We start from the raw sequence: 24,231 nt of genomic DNA, 5'->3' as shown, positions 1-24,231 counted from the left end.
GAGTGGGCGTGGGGCGGGAGCCTTCGGCCGGGCTCACGCCCGGCCGGGTGCTGGACTCAGCCCCGCGCGGGGTTCATGTCCAGGTAGGCGACGCCGTCGCGACGCTTGGCGGCGACCTCCTCGCGGGTCAGGCCGTAGTACGCCGCGACCATGATGTCCTTCATGTCCTGGAGCATCGGCAGGCGCGGGTTCGCCGGGGCGCACTGGTCCTCGTAGGCGCGCATCGCGAGCGTGTCGAGACCGCCCACGAAGTCCTTCTCGGACACACCCTGCTCGGCGAAGGACTTCTCCACACCGATCCGGTCGGCCAGGTCGCGCACCGCGCGGGCGTAGGACTCCACGCCCTCCTCGGGCGTCGAGGCCGGCAGGCCCAGGTGCTTGGCGATCGCCTGGAACCGCTCGGGAGCGATGTACTTCTCCGCCTTGGGCCAGCCCGTGACCTTGCCCGGGACGAGGCCGTTGTAGCGGATCGCGTACGGCAGGAACATCGCGTTGGTGCGGCCGTGGACCAGGTGGAACTGGGCGCCGACCGTGTGCGACATGGCGTGCACGATGCCCAGGAACGCGTTGCCGAAGGCCATACCGGCGATCGTCGCGGCGTTGTGCATCTTCTCGCGGGCCTCGTCGAGCCCCGCGCCGCCCTGGAACGACTTCTCGATGTTCTCGAAGACCAGCTTGATCGCGTGCAGCGCCAGGCCGTCGGTGAAGTCGTTGGCGTAGACGGAGACGAAGGCCTCGGTGGCGTGCGTCAGGGCGTCCATACCGGAGTCGACGACCAGCTTGGCCGGCATCGAGGCGGTCAGCACCGGGTCGACGATCGCGACCGACGGGGTCAGCGCGTAGTCGGCGAGCGGGTACTTGTAGCCGGTCTCGGGGTCGGAGATGACCGCGAACGGCGTGACCTCGGCGCCCGTGCCCGACGACGTCGGGATGCAGACGAGCTGCGCGACCTTGCCGAGGGTCGGGTACTGGAACGCGCGCTTGCGCACGTCGAAGAACTTCTCGCGCAGGTCGGAGAACTCAAGCTCGGGGTTCTCGTACTTGAGCCACATGACCTTGGCTGCGTCCATGGGCGAGCCACCGCCGATGGCGATGATCGTGTCCGGACGGTGGTCCCGCATCAGCTCGGCGCCGCGCGCGACGGTGCCGACGCTCGGCTCCGGCTCGACGGTGTCGATGATCTGCACGGCCACCTCGTTGGTGCGGCGGTGCAGCACGTCGAGGACCTTGTCGACGATGCCGATGGTGCTCATCACGCGGTCGGTGACGATGGTGACGCGCTCGACGCCGCGCATGTCCACCAGGTACTGGATGGCGTTCGGCTCGAAGTACGTCTTCGGCGGGACCTTGAACCACTGCATGTTGTTGTTCCGCCTCGCGACACGCTTGACGTTGATCAGGTTGACGGCCGACACGTTGTTCGAGACCGAGTTGTGGCCGTAGGAGCCACAGCCGAGGGTCAGCGACGGGATCAAGGCGTTGTAGATGTCGCCGATGCCGCCGAGCGCCGACGGCTGGTTCCACAGGATGCGGACGGCCTTGACGCGGTGGCCGAACTTCTCCGAGAGCTCCTTGTCCTGCGTGTGGATCGCCGCCGAGTGGCCCAGGCCGTCGAACTCCACCATCTGCTCGGACAGGCGGATGCCCTCCTCGGTGGTCCGCGCACGCAGCACGGCCAGCAGCGGCGAGAGCTTCTCGCGGCTCAGGGGCTCCTGCGGGCCGACGCCCGAGATCTCGGCCAGGAGGATCGAGGTGTCCTCGGGCACCGAGAAGCCGGCCTGCTCGGCCAGCCAGGTGGCCGACTTGCCGACGACGGCGGCGTTGAGCTTGGCGCCGGCGCAGTTCTCCGAGTTGGCGGTCACGCCGAAGAAGAACTCCTCGAGCTTGGCCTTCTCCTCGGCGTTGACGATGTAGGCGTGCATCTTTCGGAACTCCGCGAGCGCCTCGTCGTAGATCTCGGTGTCGATGATCGCGGCCTGCTCCGAGGCGCACACCACACCGTTGTCGAAGCCCTTGGACAGCACGATGTCGTTGACGGCGCGGCCGAGCTTGGCGTCCTTGGCGATGTAGGCCGGGACGTTGCCCGCGCCGACGCCGAGGGCCGGCTTGCCGGTCGAGTAGGCGGCGCGGACCATGGCGTTGCCGCCGGTGGCCAGCACGAGCGAGACGCCCGGGTGGTTCATGAGCTCCGAGGTCGCGGCGATCGAGGGGTGCTCGATCCACTGGATGCAGTCGGCGGGGGCGCCGGCGGCCACCGCGGCGTCGCGCACGATCTTCGCGGCGGCGACGGAGGACTGCTGGGCGTTGGGGTGGAAGCCGAAGATGATCGGGTTGCGGGTCTTGAGAGCGATGAGGCTCTTGAAGATCGCGGTCGAGGTCGGGTTGGTCACCGGGGTGACACCGGCGACGACGCCGACGGGCTCGGCGATCTCGACGATGCCGCGCAGCTCGTCGCGGGCGATGACGCCCACGGTCTTGACGCCGGCCATCGAGTGCGTGACGTGCTCGCACGCGAAGATGTTCTTGGTGGCCTTGTCCTCGAAGATGCCGCGGCCGGTCTCCTCGTGCGCCAGCTTGGCGAGGTTGCCGTGCTCGTGCAGCGCGGCGACCGAGGCCTTCTTGACGATGTGGTCGATCTCCTCCTGCGTGAAGGAGGCGTAGGCCTTCAGGGCGCGCAGGCCGCGCTGGACAAGCGCGTCGACCTCCGCGGCGGCGTCGGGAATGGCGGCGGTCTCGTCGACCGGCTTCGCCTTCTTCGTCGTGGTCGTGCTCACGGGTTATCTCCTCCTGGGGTGGGACCGCAGGTCCGTCGTCCCTGTTGCTTGTGAAGGGTTTCACATGTGTGGTCAGACCACAAATGGCCGGGGTGTGACGTCCGTCTCATCGCAGTACTAGGCAAGCATTCCCACTCAGGGTCCGCGACTCGTGACAGACCTCGCCGCAGCCCGGCGGCGCGGGCTAAGGTGCCAGGCCATGGGCATCGCCGCAGACCACGACCCGGCTCCGGGCACACCGCTCGACCCGGGCGCCGCCGACCCCTTCGCCTGGCTCGAGGACGTCGAGGGCCCGGCGGCGCTCGCCTGGGTGCGCGAGCGCAACGCCCGCACGCGACGGACGCTCAGTTCGGGGCCGGCCTTCGAGTCGACGCGCGCCGCCGTCCTGGAGGTGCTCGACTCCGACGAGCGCATCCCCGACGTCTCCCTGATCGGCGGGCTGCTCTACAACCTCTGGCGCGACGGCGCCCACGAGCGCGGCCTATGGCGGCGCACCACGCCCGAGTCCTACCGCACCCCCGACCCCGAGTGGGAGACGGTGCTCGACCTCGACGCGCTCGCGCGCGAGGAGGGCGTGGGCTGGGTCTGGCACGGCGCGTCGGTGCTGCGCCCCACCCCGGAGCAGGTCGCCGCGGGCCAACCGTGGCGCCGCGCGCTCGTCGACCTGTCGGTCGCCGGATCCGACGCCGACGTCACGCGCGAGTTCGACCTCGTCGACAAGCGGTTCGTGCCCGCGCCCGAGGGGTTCGAGCGCGCCACCAGGCCGGACGATTCGGCCACAGGCGGCGCCAAGGGCGGGCTCGCCTGGGCCGACGAGGACACGGTCTATGTCTTCACCGACCTGGGACCCGGCACGACGACGTCGTCGGGATACCCCCGCACGGTGCGGCTGTGGCGCCGCGGAACCCCCGTCGAGCAGGCCGCGCTCGTCTACGAGGGCCGCGAGGACGACCTGTACATCTCCGGGCGCCGCTCGCGCACCCCCGGATTCGAGCGCGACATCGTGCAGCGGTCCATCGCGTTCTACCGCTCCGAGACCTTCCTCGTCTCCGGCCTCGGCACAGCCGAGCAGACGCTGACCCGCCTCGACGTCCCCGAGTCCGCATCCGTCGGCTTCCACCGCGAGTGGCTGCTGGTCGACCTGCGCGACGACTGGGCCGTCGGCGGCGCGACCTACCGGGCGGGCTCCCTGCTCGCCGCGCCGGCCGACGCCTTCCTCGCGGGATCGCGCGACCTGACCGTGCTGTTCGAGCCCACGCCGACGACGTCGCTCGCCGGCGCCACCTGGACCCGCCACCACCTGGTGCTCAACGTGCTCGACGACGTCAAGAGCCGGCTGCGCGTCCTGACTCCCCCTCCACTCGGGCCGGGGGCGGGCGCTGGCGGGTGGACACGCTCGGCCTTTCCCGCGACCGACCCCGTCGCGACCGTCGGCGTGCGCGCCGTCGACCCCGTCGACAGCGACGACGTGTGGGTGCTCGCCACGGGCTACCTCACTCCCACGACGCTCTCGCTGGCGAGCGTCGGGGACCCGGACGCGGAGCTCGACCCGCTCAGGGCGGCGCCCGCGTTCTTCGACGCCGCCGGGCTCGTCGCCGAGCAGCACTTCGCGACGTCCGACGACGGCACCCGGGTGCCCTACTTCGTCGTCGGGCGCGAGGACGTGCTGCGCCGCACGTGGCGGCAGGCGCCGTCGGCGACGCCCACCCTGCTGTACGGGTACGGCGGCTTCGAGGTCTCCCTGACGCCGTCGTACTCGGGCGGGCTCGGGCGCGCATGGCTGGAGCGCGGCGGCGTCTACGCCGTCGCGAACATCCGCGGGGGCGGCGAGTACGGGCCCGCCTGGCATCAGGCGGCGCTCGGGCCACTGCGGCACAAGGCGTACGAGGACTTCGCCGCCGTCGCGCGCGACCTCGTGCAGCGCGGGATCACCACGCCCGCGCACCTGGGAGCCCAGGGCGGGTCGAACGGCGGACTGCTGGTCGGCAACATGCTCACGCGCTACCCCGACCTGTTCGGGGCGCTCGTCATCCAGGTGCCGCTGCTCGACATGCGGCGCTACTCCCACTTGCTGGCGGGCGCGTCATGGATGGCCGAGTACGGCGATCCCGACGACCCCGCGCAATGGGAGCGACTGCGCGAGTACTCGCCGTACCACCGCATCGCGGCGGGGCGCTCCTACCCGCCCGTGCTGCTGCTGACCTCCACGCGCGACGACCGCGTCCACCCCGGGCACGCGCGCAAGACGGCGGCGCTGCTCGAGTCGATCGGCGCCGACGTCACCTACTACGAGAACGTCGAGGGCGGGCACGGGGGCGCGGCGACCAACGCGCAGTCCGCGCACATGTCGGCGCTGGCGTGGCAGTTCCTGGCGCGGCGGCTGGGTCTCGACGCCGAGCGCGGCTGAGCGCGGCCGAGCCCAGGCGCGGTGACGCCGGGGCGCCTCACACACGGGGCCGCCTCGCGCCCTCAGGCCGCGGCGCGCTCCGCGAGCGCCTCGGCCACCCGCCCCAGGTTCGCGAGCTGGGCGCGGTGCGCGTCCATCCCGGCGAGCTCGCGGCGCGGCGCCGCGAGCAGCGTCACGCCGTCCAAGCCCAGCGCCGGCAGGCCGACGCGTCGCCACGGGTCGGCGACCAGGCGCACGAGCTCGCCGAGCGCGGGCCCCGCGCACTGCGAGACCTGCGCGGGCGGCAGGCCCGCCCACAGGCCCACGCCACGCTCGCTCGCTCGCGCCACCAGCTCCCAGGCGCGCTCGTTCCAGCCGATCGCGCCGACGTCGAGCCCGACGGCGTCGGCGCCCGCGAGCGCCACGGGCGGCAGGCCCGACCACGTCTCGCCCAGGTGGACGACGACGCGCGCGCCGGCGTCGTGGGCGGCCTCGATGACGGGGCGTAGGCCCTCGACGAGGTCGGGGCCGGGCACGGGGCGCAGTCGTCCGTAGCCGGAGAAGGTCGGCAGCACCCCGGCGTGCACGGCGCCGAGCTGTGGCTCGGCGAGCTGCACGACGACGTCGCCGAGGCCGGGGACCTGCTCACGGACCGCGGCGAGGTGGTCGCGCACGCCCTCGGCGAGCGCGAGCGACAGGTCGCGGCGGGCGCCGGCGTCAGCCAGCACGCGGTCACCGCGCGCTGACCAGAGCGTCGCGGCGAGCGTCCACGGCCCCAGGACCTCGACCGCGAGGGGCCCGGTGTGGCCGAGCGCGGCGATCGCGAGCGCGCCCAGGTCCTCGCGCCAGAAGGCGTCGGCGCGGCGGCGGTCCATGCCCGGGTGGTCGGTGAGCCGCCATCCGTGCGGTCCGAGCTCGGCGGGCATCTCGCGCAGCAGCGCGGCGGTGCGCCCGACGGCGTCGGCGCCGGGCCCGCGCTCGACGAGCTGGGTCAGGAACGGCAGCGCGTCCACCCCGGTCGGCAGCTCCCCAAGATCCCCGAAGACGACGCGCTGCCCCTCCAGCTCGTCACCCTCCCGCCCAGGCCACGCCCCATGCCCACTGACCCCCGTCACCCCCACACCTCCCCGCGAGATACCGGAATCCGGTTATCTGGGGTCGAAATCGGCGCCGAGGAACGGTATCTCGCCCGAGAAGCGGTATCTCGCGAGGTGGAGTGGACCGTGGCTTGGGCGAGGACTTGGGTTTGGCGGTAGATGACGAGGGACTGGCCGGGGGCGACGCCGCGCAGCGGGGTGTCCAGGTGGACCGTGAGGGTGTCGTCCCGGTGGGCGACGGCGCGGGCGCGGACCGGGGCGCCGTGTGCGCGGACCTGGACCTCGACGTCGTCCCATGCGCTCGACGGCGCCTGCGCAGCGGCGGCGGGCTGGTCGGCGGTCGGCTGGTCGGCGCGGGGTGGGGGCGCGAACCACACGGCGCGGTCGGCGGTGATGGTGTCGACCGTGAGCAGCTCGGACGGGCCCACGACGACGGTGTTGGTGTCGGTGCGCACGTCGAGCACGTACCGGGCGCGGCCGTCGGGCGCCGGGCGGCCCAGCGCCAGGCCGCGCCGCTGCCCCACGGTGTAGGCGTAGGCGCCGTCGTGCTCACCGACGACGTTGCCCTCGACGTCGAGCACCTCGCCCGGACGCGACCCGAGCCGCTCGCGCAGGAACCCGCGGGTGTCGCCGTCGGCGACGAAGCAGATGTCGTAGGAGTCGGGCTTGGCGCTCACGGCGAGCCCGCGCTCGGCCGCCGCGGCGCGCACCTGCGCCTTCGAGGCGAACTCCCCCAGCGGGAACATCGCACGGCGCAGGCGCTCGGGGCCCATGACCGCCAGCACGTACGACTGGTCCTTGTCGGCGTTGGGCGAGCGGTGCAGCTCACGCCCCTCGGGCCCCTCGACGACGCGCGCGTAGTGGCCCGTGGCGACGGCGTCGAAGCCCAGCGCGGTGGCCTTGTCGAGCAGCGTCTCGAACTTGATGTGCTCGTTGCAGCGCACGCACGGGTTGGGGGTGCGGCCCGCCTCGTACTCGGCGAGGAAGTCCGCCACGACCGTGTCCTCAAAGCGCTCGGACAGGTCCCACACGTAGTACGGGATGCCCAGCACATCGGCGGCCCGCCGCGCGTCCGAGGCGTCCTCGATCGAGCAGCACCCACGCGAGCCCGTGCGGAACTGGTCACGGTTGCGGCTCAGCGCCATGTGCACGCCGACGACCTCGTGCCCCGCCTCGACCGCGAGCGCCGCCGCGACGGCCGAGTCCACGCCCCCCGACATGGCGGCGAGCACGCGCAGGCGGCCGCTCACGCTCTGCCCCCGCTCACGAGCCCGGCGGCCTGCGCGCGGGCGACGACGGCGGGCAGCGCGGCGAGCAGCGCCGCCACGTCGTCGGGCGTCGAGGTGGCGCCGAGCGAGAAGCGCAGCGCGCCGCGCGCCTCGGCCTCGGGCACACCCATGGCGATCAGCACGTGCGAGGGCTGCGGCACGCCCGCCTGGCACGCCGATCCGGTCGAGGCCTGCACGCCCGCCGAGTCGAGCAGGTAGAGCAGCGAGTCGCCCTCGGCGCCGGGGAACGTGAAGTGGGCGTTGCCGGGCAGGCGGCTGGCCGGGTCCTCGGCCGGGTTGGGCCCGCGCAGGACGGCGTCGGGCGCGGCCTCGCGCACACCCGCCACGAGGGCGTCGCGCAGCGCGGTCAGGTGCGCGGCGCGCGCCTCGCGCTCCCCCACGGCCTGCTCGACCGCGACGGCGAACGCCCGGATCGCGGGCACGTCGAGCGTGCCCGAGCGCACGCCGCGCTCCTGCCCGCCGCCGTGCTGGACGGCCTCGAGCGGCAGGTCGCGGCGGGCCAGCAGCGCGCCGACCCCGATCGGCCCGCCGAGCTTGTGGCCCGTGAGCGTGAGCGCGTCGACGCCCGACGCCGCGAAGTCGACCTCGACCTGGCCCACGGCCTGCACGGCGTCGGTGTGCACGGGCACGCCGTACTGGTGCGCGATGCGCACGACCTCGCGCACGGGCTGGAGGGCGCCGACCTCGTTGTTGGCCCACATGACGCTGACCAGCGCGGTCTGCGCCGCGTGCGCGGCCAGATCGGCGCGCAGCGCGTCGAGGTCCACGCGCCCGACCCGGTCGACGGGCAGCAGCACGATCTCCGCGCCCGCGTGCCCCGCGAGCCAGAACGCGGGGTCGAGCACCGCATGGTGCTCGACGGCGGAGACCAGCACGCGCGTGCGGCGCGTGTCCTGCGCCCGGCGACCCCAGAACAATCCCTTGATCGCGAGGTTGTCGGCCTCGGTGCCCCCCGAGGTGAACAGCACCTCGGACGGGCGGGCGCCGACGGCGCATGCGATCGACTCGCGCGACTCCTCGACGACGCGCCGGGCGCCGCGGCCCGCGGCGTGCAGGCTCGACGCGTTGCCCGGCCGCTGGGCCTCGGCGACGAACGCCGCGAGCGCGTCCGACGACATGGGTGTCGTGGCCGCGTGGTCGAGGTAGGCGCCGGGTGTCACGGTGCCCCAGTCTACGAGCGCGCCTTGTGCTCCCGGATCACGGCGGCCGCTTGCGGCAGCACGTCGGCGAGATCACCCACGACGGCGAAGTCGCTGATCTCGAAGATGGGCGCCTCGGGGTCGTTGTTGACGGCCACGACCACCTGCGAGGCCTGCATGCCGCCGCGGTGGTGCGGGGCGCCGGACACGCCCGCGCCGATGTACAGGCGCGGCGCGACGGTGACGCCCGTCTGCCCGATGTAGGAGTCGAACCAGCCCTCGAACGCGGCGTCGCGCGTGGCGCCGACGGCCGCGCCGAGCGCGTCGGCCAGGTCCTCGACAGGCCCGAAGTCGCCGCCCGTGCCGCGCCCACCCGCGACGACGACGGCGGCCTCCTCGAGCGCGGGACGTCCCGAGGCGCGCGCCTTGACCTCGCGCGCGACGACGGTCGTGGCCGGCGCCGCGACCTCGATCGGAAGCGCCTCGACCTCGGGGTGGGTGGGCGTGGGCGCGGGCGCGGCGCTCACGGCGTTCGCGCGCACCGTCACCACGGCGGGGTCGGTCGCGACGGCGCTGGTGGTGTCCCAGGTCCCGGCGAACACGCGCTTGACGGCGAGCAGCCGGCCGTCCTGGCTCCACGCGGCGCCCGACGCGTCGGTCACCAGGCCCGCGCCGAGCCGCGCGGCGGCGACGGCGGCGGCCTCCTTGCCCGCGAACGACGACGGAACCAGCAGCACATCGGCGTCGGTGCGGCGCACCGCGGTGGTCAGGACCGACGCGAGCACGCTGGTCACATGGTGCGCGCTCGCCGGCAGCGTCGTCGGCAGCGCGGCCTGGTGCACGGCCTGGACGCCGTAGGCGCCCAGCGTGGCCAGCACCTGCACGCTCGGCGCGGCGAGCGTGACGACGTCGACGCGGCCGAGCTCGCGGCCGAGCGTGAGCAGTTCGAGCACCGGCTGGCGCACGTCGTCGAGCGCGCCCTGCGGGCTGTCGAGCAGGACGAGGACGGTGGGGCGGGTCATCGGGGCCTCTCGTCAGACGAGGTCGTTGCGGATGAGGAACTCGGCCAGGGCCTTGCCGCCCTCGCCCTTGTCGACGACCAGCTCGACCTCAGGTCGCGGGGGACGCGCGGTGGCCTCGACCGTCGTGGTGCGGGCGCCGGCGGCGCCCACCTCGGCCGGGTCCAGCTCAAGGTCGGCGGCGGTCCACTCCTCGATGGGCTTGGTGCGCGCGGCCATGATGAGCTTGAAGTTCGGGTAGCGCGGGCTGTTGGCCGAGTCGGTGACCGACAGCACGACCGGCAGGGGCGCCGCGAGCGTCTGCGCGACGTCGTCGCTCTCGCGCGTGATCGTCAGGGTCGAGCCGTCGAGGGACACCGAGGTGGCGAGCGTGAGCTGGGGCCAGCCGAGCTCCTCGGCCAGCAGCGCCGGCACCACGGACCCGAGGCCGTCGAGGGCGGCCATGCCCGTGATCACCAGGTCGACCGGGGCCTGGTCGCCCAGTCGGCGCACCGCGGCCGCGAGCGCCGCCGTCGTGCCGAAGTAGTCGGAGCCGGCCAGGGCGTCGTCCGACACCCGGACCCCGCGGTGCACGCCGAGCTGGAAGGCCTTGCGCAGCGCGATGTCCGCGGTCGGCGGGGCGAGGGTGACCGCGACGACCTCACCGCCGTCGGGCTGCGCCTCGACCAGGCGCAGCGCGGCCTCGACCGCGTTCTCGTCGAGCTCGTTGAGCGACCCCTCGCCCGGGTCGCGGACCACGCGCCCGTCGGCGAACCGGCGGTCGCTGGTGATGTCCGGGACGTATTTGAGCAGGACGACGATGCGCACGAGCACCGAGACTACCCGGCGTCGGCGCCAGGACGCGCCAGGAGGTAGCAGGGTCTCGCCCGGTAAGCGAGCATGAGCGCATGGACGCCCGAGACGGAGAGCTGCCCGCACCCCGCCCCGTCGTTCGCCCCCTGACGCGCCCGACGGCGCGGCGCTCGCACGTGCCGCCCCTCGGTGTCACGGCGACGCCGGGCGGGGTCGATGTCGCGGTCGTCGCCTCCCACGCCGCGGCGGTCGACTTCTGCCTCATCGACGTCGTGCGGCCCGAGCTGCCCGAGCGCGACCCGGAGCGCTATGCCGAGCGGCGCGTGCCGCTGCGGGGCCCGACCTACGGCGTGTGGCACACGCACGTGCCGGGCGTGCGGCCCGGGCAGCGGTACGGGTTCCGCGTGTACGGCGTGTGGGACCCGCGCGCCGGGCTGCGCCACAACCCGGCCAAGCTGCTGCTGGACCCCTACGCGCGCGGCTTGGTCGGGACCTTGTCCTACGGACCGCAGACCCTCGGCGCGGTGGGCACACCGCGCTCGGGCGAGGCGGGCACCCCCGACTCGCGCTGGTGGATGGCCGAGCGCTACGGCGCCGCCGACCCGACCGACTCCCTGCCGTTCGTGCCCCACGGTGTCGTCATGCCGCCGACGCCGCCCCCGCCGCCGCTGACCCGCCCCCGCGTGCCGTGGGCCGACACGGTGATCTACGAGGCGCACGTGCGCGGCCTCACGCTGCTCAACCCGGCGCTGCCCCCCGAGGTGCGCGGGACGTACGCGGGCATGGCGCACCCCGCCACGATCGCGCACCTCAAGGACCTCGGGATCACGACGCTCGAACTGCTGCCCATCCACGCCTCGGCGTCCGAGCCGCGGCTCGTGGCGCACGGGCTGACCAACTACTGGGGCTACTCGACCCTCGGCTTCTTCGCGCCCGAGCCGCGCTACGCGACGCGCGCCGCCCAGGAGGCCGGGCCGGCCGCGGTGCTCGACGAGGTGCGCGCGATGGTGCGCGTGCTGCACGAGGCGGGCATCGAGGTGCTGCTCGACGTCGTCTACAACCACACCTGCGAGGGCGGCGACGACCAGCTCCACGTGTCCTGGCGCGGCCTGGACAACCCGGTCTACTACCTGCACGACGGCAACACGCCGGCCGCGCTCGCCGACGCCACAGGCACCGGCAACACGCTCGACTTCCGGCGCGTGCGCGTGGTGCAGCTCGCGCTCGACTCGCTGCGGTACTGGGCCGAGGTCGTGGGTGTCGACGGCTTCCGCTTCGACCTGGCCGTCACGCTGGGGCGCGGGCTGTACGGGTACGCCCCCGACCACCCGTTCCTCGTGGGCCTGCAGACCGACCCCGTCCTGAACAACCTCAAGCTCGTCGCCGAGCCGTGGGATGTGGGCCCCGGCGGTTGGCAGACCGGCTCGTTCCCGCCGCCCATGGCCGAGTGGAACGACAGGTTCCGCGACGCGATCCGCGGGTTCTGGCTGTCCTCGGCGCGCGACGGCTCGCACGGGCGTCCGATGGACGGCATCCGCGAGCTGACCACGCGCCTGGCCGGGTCGGCCGACCTGTTCGGCCGCTCCGACCCGCCGCTGGCGCGCGGGCCCGTCGCGTCGGTCAACTTCGTCACCGCGCACGACGGCTTCACGCTCGCCGACCTGGTCGCGTTCGACCACAAGCACAACTGGGCCAACGGCGAGGACAACCACGACGGGACGTCGAACAACCTGTCGTGGAACCACGGCGTCGAGGGCCACGCCGACGACGGGGCCGACGCGACCACCGAGCCATGGTCCGCCGTCGTGCCGCTGCGGCGGCGCTCACAGCGCAACCTGCTGGCGATGCTGCTGCTGTCGGCGGGCACGCCCATGATCACGGCGGGCGACGAGTTCGGGCGTAGCCAGGACGGCAACAACAACGCCTACGCGCTGGACACCGAGGTGTCGTGGGTCGCCTGGGACCTCGACGACGCCGGGCGCGACCTGCTGGAGACCACCAAGTTGCTGCTCGCCCTGCGCCGCGAGCACCCGGCGCTGCGCGCCGACTCGTTCTTCTTGGGCAGTCCGCGCCCCGGTGAGGCGTTCGCCGACCTGTTGTGGTTCACCGAGGCGGGCGCCCCGATGGACCACACGGCCTGGAACGAGGCCGGTCGGCGCGCCGTGCAGATGCTGCGCCCCGGGCCCGGCCCGGCCGACTGCGACGTGCTGCTGGTGCTCAACGGCCACCTCGACGACCTCGACGTCGTGCTGCCGCCCGTCCTGCCCGGCGCCGAGCCGTGGGAGCGGGTGTGGAGCTCGACGTGGGACAACCCGGCCCAGGCGTCCGGCGACGACCCTGACGAGGGCACGTCGACGCTCGAGGCGTTGAGCGTCCAGCTGTTCGTGGGACGACGAGGCGGGCAGGCCACGCGGGAGTAGCCTGCGGGGTCATGAGCCCAGACGCCGACGTCGTCGTCATCGGAGCCGGCCTGGCCGGCCTGGTCACCGCCACCGAGCTCGCCGACGCCGGCCGACGCGTCATCGTGCTCGACCAGGAGCACCCCGACTCGCTCGGCGGGCAGGCCTGGTGGTCGTTCGGCGGACTGTTCCTGATCGACACCCCCGAGCAGCGCCGCCTGGGCGTGCGCGACAGCGCCGAGCTCGCCTGGGACGACTGGCGCGGCTCGGCGGCCTTCGAGCGTGGAGCCGAGCGCGGGCAGGGGCCTGACCGGCACGGGTACGCGTGGGCCGAGCGCTACGTCGAGTTCGCCGCCGGGGGCATGCGCTCATGGCTGCGCGGCCTGGGCGTGCGCTGGTTCCCGTTGCTCCAGTGGGCCGAGCGCGGCGGGCACGCCCTGGGCCCCGACGGCGCGCACGGCAACTCCGTGCCCCGCTTCCACGTCACCTGGGGCACCGGTCCGGCGATCCTCGCGCCGTTCGTCGCACGCGCCAAGGCCCACCGCGACGCCGGGCGGCTGACGATCCTGTTCCGGCGACGTGTCACCTCACTCGTGGTCACCGACGGACGCGTGAGCGGGGTGCGCGCGCAGGTCCTGGTCGACGACGCCGCCTCGCGCGCCACGCTGCCCCACCGCGGGCGGGCGGCGCCGTCGTCGCGCGAGGTCGTCGGCGAGGTCGAGATCGCCGCAGGCGCCGTCGTGGTCGCCTCGGGCGGCATCGGCGCGAACCACGACGTCGCGCGGGCGCGCTGGACCCCCGACGCGGGCACGCTGCCCGCCCGCATGCTGCAGGGTGTGCCCGACTCGACCGACGGGCTCATGCTCACCGTCGCCGCCGACGCCGGGGCCAGGCTCGTGCACGAGGACCGCATGTGGCACTACCCCGAGGGCGTCGCCGACCACTCACCCGTGTGGACGCGGCACGGCATCCGCATCCTGGCCGGGCCGTCCGCGCTGTGGCTCGACGCCGACGGGCGGCGCCTGCCCGCGCCGCTGTTCCCCGGGTTCGACGCGCTCGGCGCGCTGACGCACCTGACGCGGCGCGGGCACGACCACTCCTGGTTCGTGCTCAACAAGGCCATCCTCGAGACCGAGTTCGCACTGTCCGGATCGGAGCAGAACCCCGACCTGACGGGCAAGGACGTGCGCCTGCTGAGCAGGCGGGTGCTGCCCGGCGCGGTGGGACCCGTGGCGCGGTTCGCGCGCGAGTCGCCCGAGTTCCTGTGGGCGGCGACGACGGCGCAGCTCGCCCAGCGCATGAACGCGCTCACGGCCGCGACGCCCGGGTCGGCGGGCGCCGTCGACGCCGACGAGCTCGCGCGCATGGTCGCGCTGCGTGACGCGCAGGTCGTCTCGGGGCTCGGCAAGGACCCGCAGGTGACCGCGACCGCCGCCGCCCGGCGGTTCTGGGTCGACCGGCGCATGCGCGTCGCGACGCCGCGCGCGCTGACCGACCCGAAGGACGGCCCGCTGCTCGCGGTGCGGCTGTCGGTGCTGACGCGCAAGACGCTCGGCGGGCTGTGGTGCGACCCGGCCGGCAGGGCGCTGCGCGCCGACGGCTCGCCGCTCGACGGGCTGTGGGCCGTGGGCGAGGCCGCCGGGTTCGGCGGCGGCGGGGCGCACGGGCGCCGCGCGCTGGAGGGCACGTTCCTGGGCGGGTGCCTGCACACCGGCCGGGTGACCGGGCGGGCGCTCGCGGCGTCGCTGTGACGTCGCGGCGCCGTCGCATGACGTCGGCCGCGGGCCCGCCGGGGCATGTCGCGGGTGGAACACGCGTCGAGACACGGTGCGGCGGCGTGTCCAGCGCGCGCGGGGGCATACGCGCCTGGTTAGCGTGGTCCGCGTGACCACACGCGCGAGCAAGCGAAGCACCCCGGCCCCGGCTCAGCCCCCCGCGTCGTCCGAGACGTCGGCCCCGGCGAAGCCCGCGGCCCGCCGCAAGGCCGCTGCCCCGGCGAAGAGGGCCGTCGCGGCGGGCGCCGGGTCCCGCGTCGGCGGCGCCTCGGCGTCGGTCGCCGCCGTGCCTGAGCCCACCTCGCACCATGTGCCGGTCGTGGTTCCCGCGCCCGCGCCGGTCCCGGCCCCGCACGCCCCCATCGGCCGCGTCCCCGTGGTCGAGGTCTCCCCGGTGGTCGAGGGGGGGCGCTGGCCCGCCAAGGCCAGCGTCGGGGAGGTCGTGCCCGTCGAGGCGACCGTGTTCCGTGAGGGGCACGACGCCGTCAACGCCACGGCCGTGCTCCTCGGCCCCGACGGCGCGGTCCGCCAGACCGCGCCCATGCGCGACATCGCCCCCGGGCTCGACCGCTTCCAGGGCTTCGTGCAGCCCGACGCCGAGGGCGACTGGTCGTTCCGCGTCGAGGCGTGGGGTGACCCGTACGCGACGTGGGCGCACGACGCGACGGTCAAGTTCGAGGCGGGAATCGACCAGGAGCTCATGCTCGCCGAGGGGGTGCTGCTGTTCGAGCGCATCACCGCCTCCGAGGCGCAGGCGGCGCGCAGCCCGCAGGACGCTGAGACGCTCGCGCAGGCCGCGAACGTCCTGGGCGACGAGAGCCGGCTGCCCGAGGCGCGGTTGGCGATCGCCACGACGCAGGCCGTCAAGGACGCCCTGACACGCTCGCCGCTGCGCGACCTGGTCTCCCCCAGCGCCACCTACCCGCTGCGGGTGCACCGCCGTCGGGCGCTGTTCGGCTCGTGGTACGAGATCTTCCCGCGCTCCGAGGGCGCGGTGCGCGGCGAGGACGGCACGTGGACGTCGGGCACGTTCGCGACGGCGGCCCGGCGCCTGCCGGCCATCGCCGGCATGGGCTTCGACGTCGTCTACCTCACGCCCGTCAGCCCCATCGGCACACAGTTTCGCAAGGGCCGCAACAACTCGCTCCACGCCCAGCCGGGCGACCCGGGCAGCCCGTACGCGATCGGCGCGGCCGAGGGCGGGCACGACGCGATCCACCCCGACCTGGGCACGGAGGACGACTTCCGCGCGTTCGTCGCCGCCGCGGGCGACCACGGGCTGGAGGTCGCGCTCGACCTGGCCCTGCAGTGCTCGCCCGACCACCCGTGGGTCACCGCGCACCCCGAGTGGTTCAAGACGCGCGCCGACGGCACCATCGCCTACGCCGAGAACCCGCCCAAGAAGTATCAGGACATCTACCCCCTGTACTTCGACAACGACCCGGTCGGGCTGCGCGAGGAGATCCTGCGCGTGGTCGAGGTGTGGATCGAGCGCGGCGTCACGCTGTTCCGCGTCGACAACCCCCACACCAAACCGCTCGACTTCTGGGAGTGGCTGCTGGCCCAGGTGCACGCCCGCCACCCCGAGGTGCTGTTCCTCTCGGAGGCGTTCACCAAGCCCGCGATGATGGCCACGCTCGCGCGCATCGGGTTCCACCAGTCGTACACGTACTTCACCTGGCGCAACCACAAGGACGAGATCCTCGACTACCTGCGCGAGGTCTCGGGGCCACAGGGCTCGGTCATGCGCCCGTCGTTCTGGCCGACGACGCACGACATCCTGCCGCCGTATCTGCAGCACGGCGGGGTCGCGGGCTTCGCGGTGCGCGCCGTGCTGGCCGCCACGGGCAGCCCGACCTGGGGGATCTACACGGGTTACGAGCTCGTGGAGAACGTGCCGCGTCCGGGCGTCGAGGAACAGGTCGACAACGAGAAGTACGAGTTCAAGCCGCGCGCGTGGGAGAGCGCGGAGGGCATCGGCATCTCGCTGCTGCTCGGCCGGCTCAACCAGGTGCGCCGTGAGCACCCCGCGCTGCAGCAGCTGCGCAACCTGAGCGTGCACGGCGCCGACAACGGCCAGGTGCTGGTGTACTCGCGCCGCGTGCGCGCCGAGCACCTGCCGCTGGCCAGCGGCCAGGACGGCTCGCAGGAGCCCGGCCACACCGACGACGTCATCCTGGTCGTCCTCAACCTCGACCCGTGGGGCGCCCAGGAGTCGACCATCCACCTCGACCTCGACGCGCTCGGGCTCGTGCCGCCGCCTGGCGCCGATCCCCATGCGCCGTTCTTCGAGGCGCACGACCTGCTCACGGGCGAGTCCTATCCGTGGGGCGCGCACCCGTTCGTGCGCCTCGACCCGCGCCGTCAGGTCGCGCACGTGCTCCAGGTGAGGCTCGGATGAGCGCGACGTCCGCCGGGGACGTCCCTCGCCCGCTGACCGCGCCACTGCCGATCCAGGCCCTGCCCCCGCGCCGCCAGCCCGAGCCGCCGCCGCTGGAGCGCCCCGGACTGGTCGAGGACCCCGACTGGTACCGCAAGGCGGTGTTCTACGAGGTCATCGTCCGCGCGTTCTCCGACTCCGACGGCGACGCGACGGGGGACCTGCGCGGCATCATCGCGCGCCTGGACTACCTGCAGTGGCTCGGCGTCGACTGTCTGTGGCTGCCGCCGTTCTACCCCTCGCCGCTGCGCGACGGCGGGTACGACGTGTCGGACTACACGGCGATCGCCCCGCAGTTCGGCACCACCTCGGACTTCACCGAGCTCATCGAACAGGCGCACGCGCGCGGCATCCGCGTCGTCGTCGACCTCGTCATGAACCACACGAGCGATCAGCACCCGTGGTTCCAGGCCTCGCGCTCCGACCCCGAGGGGCCCTACGGCGACTTCTACGTGTGGAGCGACGACAACACGCGCTACCAGGACGCGCGCATCATCTTCGTCGACACCGAGACGTCGAACTGGACGTTCGACCCGGTGCGCCGGCAGTACTTCTGGCACCGGTTCTTCGGGCACCAGCCCGACCTCAACTTCGAGAACCCGCGCGTGGCGGAGGCCATGCTCGACGTCGCGCGGTTCTGGCTGCAGATCGGCGTCGACGGGTTCCGCCTGGACGCGGTGCCGTACCTGTTCGAGGCCGAGGGCACCAACTGCGAGAACCTGCCCGAGACGCACGCGTTCCTGCGCCGGGTGCGCCGCATGATCGACACCGAGTTCCCGGGCCGCATCATCCTGGCCGAGGCCAACCAGTGGCCTCAGGACGTCGTGGAGTACTTCGGCACCGACGACGAGCCCGAGTGCCACATGTGCTTCCACTTCCCGGTCATGCCGCGCATCTACTACGCGCTGCGCGACCAGCGAGCGCGCCAGATCCTCGACATCATGGCCGACACGCCCGCGATCCCCGCCCGGGGTGGGCAATGGTCGACGTTCCTGCGCAACCACGACGAGCTGACGCTCGAGATGGTCTCGACCGAGGAGCGCGCGTCGATGTACGGGTGGTACGCGACCGACCCGCGCATGCGCGCCAACGTGGGCATCCGTCGTCGGCTGGCGCCGCTGCTCGACAACTCGCGCAAGGAGATCGAGCTCGCGCACGCCCTGCTGCTGTCGCTGCCCGGCAGCCCCTGCCTGTACTACGGCGACGAGATCGGCATGGGCGACAACATCTGGCTGCCCGACCGCGACGCCGTGCGCACGCCCATGCAGTGGACGCCCGACCGCAACGCGGGGTTCTCGACCGCGGACCCCGGCAAGCTCTACCTGCCGCTGGTGCAGTCGCTCGTGTACCACTACGCCCAGCACAACGTGGAGGCTCAGCTCGCGCAGCCCACCTCGCTGCTGCACTGGGTGCACGGCATGCTCGCGGTGCGCCGCGCGCACCCGGCGTTCGGGACCGGGGACTTCGTCGCCCGCGAGGCCGACGACGAGGCGATTCTCGCCTTCACCCGCTCCGACGTCGCCGCGGTGGGCGAGGCGGACGGCGAGATGCTGTTCGTGGCGGCGAACCTGTCGGCGACCGCACGCTCGGCGACGATCGCGCTGCCCGGCTTCGAGGGCTGGAGCCTGGTGGACATCTTCGGCGGCGCCCGGTTCCCCGCTGTGGGCGCCGACGGCCGCCTCACCATGACGTGGGGCTCGCGCGACTTCTACTGGCTGCGCCTGACGCCGCCCGAGCGGGAGGGGACGGGCCAACAGCCCGCGGTGAGCGCGACGGCGGCGGCCCCCGCAGCGGGCAAGACCGCGCCGGGCCGGCCGGCGCGCTCGACCGGAGCGGCGAGCGAGCGGTGAGCGCGCAGCCCGCGACCCCGCACGCGGTCGTGCGGGTGGCCCCGGCCGGGTCCCACCTGTCCGCCGAGGTCACCGACCTCGTCGCCGCGTGGGCGCCGGGACGGCGCTGGTTCCCCGGCGGGCTGACGGGCCGCCCGACGCCGTGGCTCGAGCTGACGGTCGATGGCGCGCCCGACGTCGTCCTGGCCCTGCTGCGTCTGGAGGGCGCGGTGCTCCTGGCGCCCCTGGTCGTCGTGCCCCAGGGCCTCGACGAGCATGCCGAGCCCGGGTACATCGGCGGCGCGGCGGGCCTCGCGGTGCACGACGGCGGCGTCCATCCCGCCGCCTGGTCCGCGCTGTTGCGCGCCGCGGGCGTCGCCGAGCCCGACGTCACCGGCGGGCGCGCCCTGACCGGCGAGCAGTCGAACACCTCGGTGGTGCTGCCCGCCGTGCGGCCCGACGGCGCCCCGCACGGCGCCATGCTCAAGATCCTGCGCACCGTGGCCGGTGGCGAGCACCCGGACGTGACGGTGCCGCAGGCGCTGACGGCCGTGGGGTTCACGGGCACGCCGCGCTTCCTCGGCGCGGTCGAGGTGCGTCTGCCCGACTCGGCGCCCGACGCGGCGCCCGTGACGGCCGATCTGGCGGTGCTGGCCGCCCTGGTCCCCGACGCCGACGACGGCTTCGAGCTCGCCTGCCGCCACGCCGGGCGGGGCGAGCCCTTCGACGCGCTCGCGGCCGAGCTGGGCGCCGTCGTCGCGCGCCTGCACGCCGCGCTGCGCGACGCGCTGCCCACGACCGCCCTGCTCGACCCCGAGCCGTTCGTGGCGGGGCTGCGCCGCCGGGCCGACGCCGCGCTCGACGCGGCGCCCGACGCGCTCGCCCCGCACGCCGCGGCCATCGCGCGCGTGCTGGACGACCTGCGCGCCGACCTGACCGCCGTGCCGCTGCAGCGCATCCACGGCGACCTGCACCTGGGCCAGGTCCTGTACGGAGCGGACGGCTGGCAGGTGCTCGACTTCGAGGGCGAGCCGCAGCGTCCGGTGGCCGAGCGCACGGCGCCCGACCTGCCGTTGCGCGACGTCGCCGGCATGCTGCGGTCGTTCGACTACGCCGCCGCGGTGGGCGGCGCGAGCGACCCCGAGTGGGCCGCGCGCGCGCAGCGGGCGTTCCTGGACGGGTACCGGGCGGCGGTCCGTGCCGCGGCGGGCGTCGACGACATCGTGCTGCGCGCCCTGACGCTCGACAAGGCGCTGTACGAGGTGGTCTACGAGACCCGGCAGCGTCCGCACTGGGTCCACATTCCGTTGGGGGCGGTCGAGCGGCTCAGCCGGCCGTGACCCGGGGGCCACGCCCCCGCATGCCGAAACCTGGCGTCGATCACGCCAAACACGCGTCAACAAACCACCATGTCGCGACAATTCTCGTCGTGTCTGCGCCAACCACGTATAAAAACGCAACCCCCGCCCCTCCCGCCCCGAAGACCCCTCACGACGCACCGCTCCTCGATCGGGTCTTCCGCCTCTCCGAGAACCGCACCACCGTGCGCGTCGAGGTCATGGCCGGACTGACGACCTTCTTCGCCTCGGTCTTCACCGTCCTGGCGATCCCCGGCATGATGGCCGGCGGCGCCGCGATGGCGGTGGGCGCCGACGGCCCCAACCCGGGCATCGTCAACGCCGTCTACATCGCCGCGGTGCTCAGCTCGATCCTCGGCTCGCTGCTCATGGCGTTCCTCGCGAACCTGCCGTTCGTCCAAGCGCCCGGCATGGGCCTGGGCTCCTACCTCGCGTTCACCGTCATGCCCGCCATCGGCGTGCTCGCCGCCCCAGCCACGCTCACCGACGTGCAGGTCTTCCAGATGGCGCTGGCGCTCGTCTTCGCCTCGGGCCTGCTGTTCGTGCTGCTGTCGGCCACAGGCGTGCGGCAGGCGATCATCGACGGCATCCCGCGCAACATCAAGGTCGCGCTCGGAGCCGGCATCGGCCTGTTCATCACACTGTTGGGCCTGCGGCAGTCGGGCGTCGTCGTCGCCAGCGGCGGCACCTTCGTCACGCTGGTCAACTTCTCGGACTGGGGCCACCAGGACGCCGCGGTCCGCGCGCAGGTGCTCGGCGCCGTGCTCGCCGTCGCCGGCTTCCTCCTCATGGCGGTGCTGCACGCGCGCAAGGTCAAGGGCGCGATCCTCATCGGCATCTTCGCCACCACGGCGCTCGCGTACGCCACGGGCCAGACCGCGCTGCCGGAGAGCTTCTCGTTCGACCTCGGCCGCCAGTTCTCGGATTTCGCCCAGTACTCGCTGTTCGGCCTCGACGTCGGCTCGTTCCTCAATCTCGGCAGCCTCGGCCACGTCCTGGCCGTCGTGCTCGCCATGGTGCTCGCGCACTGCCTGGTCAACGCCCTCGACTCGCTCGGCACGATCTTCGGCGTCGCCTCAGCGGCCGGCATGGTCGACCGCGACGGACACGTCGTCGGGCTTGAGCGAGGCCTGCTGTCCGACGCCATCGGCACCGCGGGCGGCGCGCTGCTCGGATCCTCCTCGACCGCCACCGTCGTCTCCTCGGCGTCCGGCATCAACGAGGGCGGTCGCACCGGCCTGACCGCGCTGGTCACCTCAGGCATGTTCGTGCTCGCGCTCGTGGCCGCGCCGTTCGTGCCGCTCATCCCGCTGGTGGCCACCGGCCCGGCGCTCATCATGGTCGGCTGCCTCATGATGTCGCAGGTCAAGCAGGTCGACTTCCATGATCTGACCGAGGCGGTCCCCGCGTTCCTGGCGATCGCGATCATGCCCCTGACGTTCTCGATCGCCAACGGCATCGCGTTCGCGCTGATCTCCTGCGTCGTGCTCAAGCTCGCCACCGGGCGCTGGCGCGAGATCAGCTGGCCGGCCGCCACCATCGGCGCGCTGTTCGTGCTCCAGTTCCTCGTCTGACCTCCCGCGACAGCGTTCGGCGCCCCGGGGAGAACACGGTCAGCGCCGAGCGCCCGGGCGCACCTGGCCTGCGGTGCGCATCGCCCGTCCTCACATGGAAAGGTTGGCCACATGACGACCGGCCCTGCCAGCACGCCCCCTCTCGCGCCCAGCGTCGACCCGGCGGTGTTCACCGCCGTCGCGCAGGGGCACACCCACGACCCGCATGCCGTGCTCGGCGCGCACCTGATGGCGATCGGCCCCGACGGCGCCGCCTGGGCCGTCGTGCGTGCGCTGCGCCCCCTGGCCGATGAGGTCGTCGTCGTGACCGGCGACGGCGAGTACAGCGCACACCACGAGGCCGCAGGCGTGTGGGAGGCGGTCGTGCCCGCGCCGCTCGACGACGAGGGCCACGCCCACGCGCCCGACTACCGCGTGCGCACGCGCTACGGCGCCGACGCGCAGAACGCCGACGACCCGTACCGGTTCCTGCCGACGCTGGGCGCGGTCGACCTGCACCTGATCGGCGAGGGCCGGCACGAGGAGCTGTGGCAGGCGCTCGGCGCCAACCCGCGCCGCTTCCCCAGCGCGCTCGGCGACGCCGAGGGCACGGGCTTCGCGGTGTGGGCGCCCAACGCGCGCGCTGTGCGCCTGGTCGGCGACCACAACCGCTGGACGCCCGTGCACCCGATGCGCTCGCTCGGCTCGACCGGCGTGTGGGAGATCTTCGTCCCGGGCGTCGGCGAGGGCGCCCGCTACAAGTACGAGATCCTCGGCGCCGACGGCCACTGGCGAGCCAAGGCCGACCCCATGGCCAAGGGCACCGAGGTGCCGCCCGCGACGGCGTCGGTCGTCGTGCACTCCACGCATGAGTGGGACGACCTGGACTGGATGACGGCGCGCGCCACGCGCGACCCGCACTCGGGCCCCGTCAGCGTCTACGAGGTCCACCTGGGGTCGTGGCGGCCCGGACTCGGCTACCGCGAGCTGGCCGACCAGCTCACCGCCTACGTCGTCCAGCAGGGCTTCACGCACGTGGAGTTCATGCCGGTCGCCGAGCACCCGTTCGGCGGGTCCTGGGGCTACCAGGTCACGTCGTACTACGCGCCGACGTCGCGCTTCGGCCACCCCGACGACCTGCGCCACCTCATCGACCGGCTCCACCAGGCCGGCGTCGGCGTCATCGTCGACTGGGTGCCCGCGCACTTCCCCAAGGACGACTGGGCGCTGGCCCGCTTCGACGGCACGCCCCTGTACGAGCACCCGGACCCCCGCCGCGGCGAGCAGCCCGACTGGGGCACCTACGTGTTCGACTTCGGCCGCCGCGAGGTGCGCAACTTCCTGGTCGCCAACGCGACCTTCTGGTTCGAGGAGTTCCACGTCGACGCGCTGCGCGTCGACGCCGTCGCCTCGATGCTCTACCTCGACTACTCGCGCAACGACGGCGAGTGGGCGCCCAACCAGTTCGGCGGACGCGAGAACCTCGAGGCCATCTCGTTCCTGCAGGAGGCCAACGCGACGGCCTACCGCCGCTCCCCCGGCGTCATGATGATCGCCGAGGAGTCGACGGCGTTCCCCGGCGTCACCGCCCCGACGTCGCACGGCGGCCTCGGGTTCGGCCTCAAGTGGAACATGGGCTGGATGAACGACTCGCTGCGCTACATCGAGGAGAACCCGATGTACCGCCGCTACCACCACGGCGAGCTGACCTTCTCGCTCATCTACGCCTTCTCGGAGCAGTACGTGCTGCCCATCAGCCACGACGAGGTCGTGCACGGCAAGGGCTCGCTGCTGCGCAAGATGCCGGGCGACCGCTGGCAGCAGCTCGCGGGCGTGCGCGCGTTCCTCGCCTACATGTGGACCCACCCGGGCAAGCAACTGCTGTTCATGGGCTCGGAGTTCGGGCAGGACGCCGAGTGGAGCGAGGGCGTCGGCCTCGACTGGTGGCTGCTCGACAACCCGTCGCACGCCGCGATCCAGCGCATGGTCCGCGACCTCAACGCCCTGTACAAGGCGACCCCGTCGCTGTGGGAGCGGGACTTCACTCCTGACGGCTTCGAGTGGATCGACTCCAACGACGCCGACAACAACACGCTCGCCTACCTGCGCAAGGACGCCGCGGGCAAGCCCGTCGCCGTCGTGGTCAACTTCGCGGGGGTGCCGCACGAGGGCTACCGGCTCGCGCTTCCCTTCGGCGGCACCTGGCGCGAGGCCTTCAACACCGACGCCGAGATCTACGGCGGCTCGGGCGTGGGCAACCTCGGCGCGGTCCAGGCCGAGCCGGTCCCGTGGCACGGCCGATCGCACTCGGCCTCGGTGCGCGTGCCCCCGCTGGGCGCCTTGATCCTGACCCCGGAGGGCTGAGCCGCGCGCCCGCTGAC

The 24,231-nt window shown here is 73.5% G+C and carries 14 protein-coding genes; 8 read left to right on the top strand and 6 right to left on the bottom strand.

What is annotated here, in order from left to right; all coding sequences use genetic code 11:
* Positions 1–56: 56 nt before the first annotated feature.
* Positions 57–2,774 (bottom strand): bifunctional acetaldehyde-CoA/alcohol dehydrogenase, encoded by a 2,718-nt coding sequence (adhE, locus tag EV386_RS01940; RefSeq protein WP_207216447.1) that lies wholly within the window; start codon positions 2,772–2,774, stop codon positions 57–59.
* Positions 2,775–2,973: 199 nt separating this feature from the next.
* Here adhE and EV386_RS01935 point away from each other — a divergent pair, with 199 nt between their 5' ends.
* A complete protein-coding gene (locus tag EV386_RS01935) occupies positions 2,974–5,181 on the top strand; it encodes a prolyl oligopeptidase family serine peptidase (protein WP_130411827.1) in 2,208 nt (735 codons plus the stop codon).
* 62 nt (positions 5,182–5,243) lie between these two features.
* On the opposite strand, the gene EV386_RS01930 is transcribed toward EV386_RS01935, so the two are convergent.
* From EV386_RS01930 to EV386_RS01910, 5 genes are read right to left on the bottom strand one after another with little or no spacing between them, the layout of a single operon-like run.
* Positions 5,244–6,275, bottom strand: a complete 1,032-nt coding sequence (locus EV386_RS01930; RefSeq protein ID WP_130411825.1) for a uroporphyrinogen decarboxylase/cobalamine-independent methonine synthase family protein — start codon at positions 6,273–6,275, stop codon at positions 5,244–5,246.
* On the bottom strand, positions 6,272–7,495 hold the full coding sequence (gene mnmA, locus EV386_RS01925) for a tRNA 2-thiouridine(34) synthase MnmA (protein ID WP_130416714.1): 1,224 nt from the start codon (positions 7,493–7,495) through the stop codon (positions 6,272–6,274). The genes EV386_RS01930 and mnmA overlap by 4 nt, the downstream gene beginning before the upstream one ends.
* Before the next feature lie 8 nt (positions 7,496–7,503).
* Entirely contained in the window at positions 7,504–8,706 is a 1,203-nt protein-coding gene (locus tag EV386_RS01920; protein ID WP_130411823.1) for a cysteine desulfurase family protein, read from the bottom strand.
* Positions 8,707–8,717: 11 nt separating this feature from the next.
* Positions 8,718–9,707 (bottom strand): electron transfer flavoprotein subunit alpha/FixB family protein, encoded by a 990-nt coding sequence (locus EV386_RS01915; RefSeq protein WP_130411821.1) that lies wholly within the window; start codon positions 9,705–9,707, stop codon positions 8,718–8,720.
* A gap of 12 nt (positions 9,708–9,719) precedes the next feature.
* A complete protein-coding gene (locus EV386_RS01910) occupies positions 9,720–10,511 on the bottom strand; it encodes an electron transfer flavoprotein subunit beta/FixA family protein (protein ID WP_130411819.1) in 792 nt (263 codons plus the stop codon).
* Positions 10,512–10,591: 80 nt separating this feature from the next.
* Between EV386_RS01910 and glgX the strand changes: the two genes are divergently transcribed.
* The 7 genes from glgX (at position 10,592) to glgB (ending at position 24,214) form a co-directional block, all read left to right on the top strand.
* The gene (glgX, locus tag EV386_RS01905; protein WP_130411817.1) at positions 10,592–12,916 is read left to right on the top strand and encodes a glycogen debranching protein GlgX; all 2,325 of its coding nucleotides are present in this window, start codon (positions 10,592–10,594) and stop codon (positions 12,914–12,916) included.
* Positions 12,917–12,927: 11 nt separating this feature from the next.
* The gene (locus EV386_RS01900; RefSeq protein WP_130411815.1) at positions 12,928–14,646 is read left to right on the top strand and encodes an FAD-binding dehydrogenase; all 1,719 of its coding nucleotides are present in this window, start codon (positions 12,928–12,930) and stop codon (positions 14,644–14,646) included.
* A 343-nt stretch (positions 14,647–14,989) separates the two neighbouring features.
* Complete coding sequence (locus EV386_RS01895; RefSeq protein ID WP_130416713.1) at positions 14,990–17,071, top strand: alpha-1,4-glucan--maltose-1-phosphate maltosyltransferase; 2,082 nt, start codon at positions 14,990–14,992, stop codon at positions 17,069–17,071.
* A complete protein-coding gene (gene treS, locus EV386_RS01890; protein ID WP_242607790.1) occupies positions 17,068–18,960 on the top strand; it encodes a maltose alpha-D-glucosyltransferase in 1,893 nt (630 codons plus the stop codon). Before EV386_RS01895 ends, treS begins: the two co-directional genes overlap by 4 nt.
* Positions 18,957–20,279 carry a phosphotransferase gene (locus EV386_RS01885; RefSeq protein ID WP_242607789.1) on the top strand — a complete coding sequence of 441 codons (1,323 nt, stop codon included), beginning with the start codon at positions 18,957–18,959 and terminating at the stop codon, positions 20,277–20,279. Before treS ends, EV386_RS01885 begins: the two co-directional genes overlap by 4 nt.
* 89 nt (positions 20,280–20,368) lie before the next feature.
* Positions 20,369–21,871 (top strand): NCS2 family permease, encoded by a 1,503-nt coding sequence (locus EV386_RS01880; protein WP_165399805.1) that lies wholly within the window; start codon positions 20,369–20,371, stop codon positions 21,869–21,871.
* Between the two features lie 111 nt (positions 21,872–21,982).
* The gene (glgB, locus tag EV386_RS01875; RefSeq protein ID WP_130411812.1) at positions 21,983–24,214 is read left to right on the top strand and encodes a 1,4-alpha-glucan branching protein GlgB; all 2,232 of its coding nucleotides are present in this window, start codon (positions 21,983–21,985) and stop codon (positions 24,212–24,214) included.
* Positions 24,215–24,231 lie beyond the last annotated feature (17 nt).

It is taken from the genome of Xylanimonas ulmi (assembly GCF_004216535.1).
Classification (GTDB): Bacteria; Actinomycetota; Actinomycetes; order Actinomycetales; family Cellulomonadaceae; genus Xylanimonas; species Xylanimonas ulmi.
This window is presented reverse-complemented; position numbering and strand designations above follow the sequence as displayed.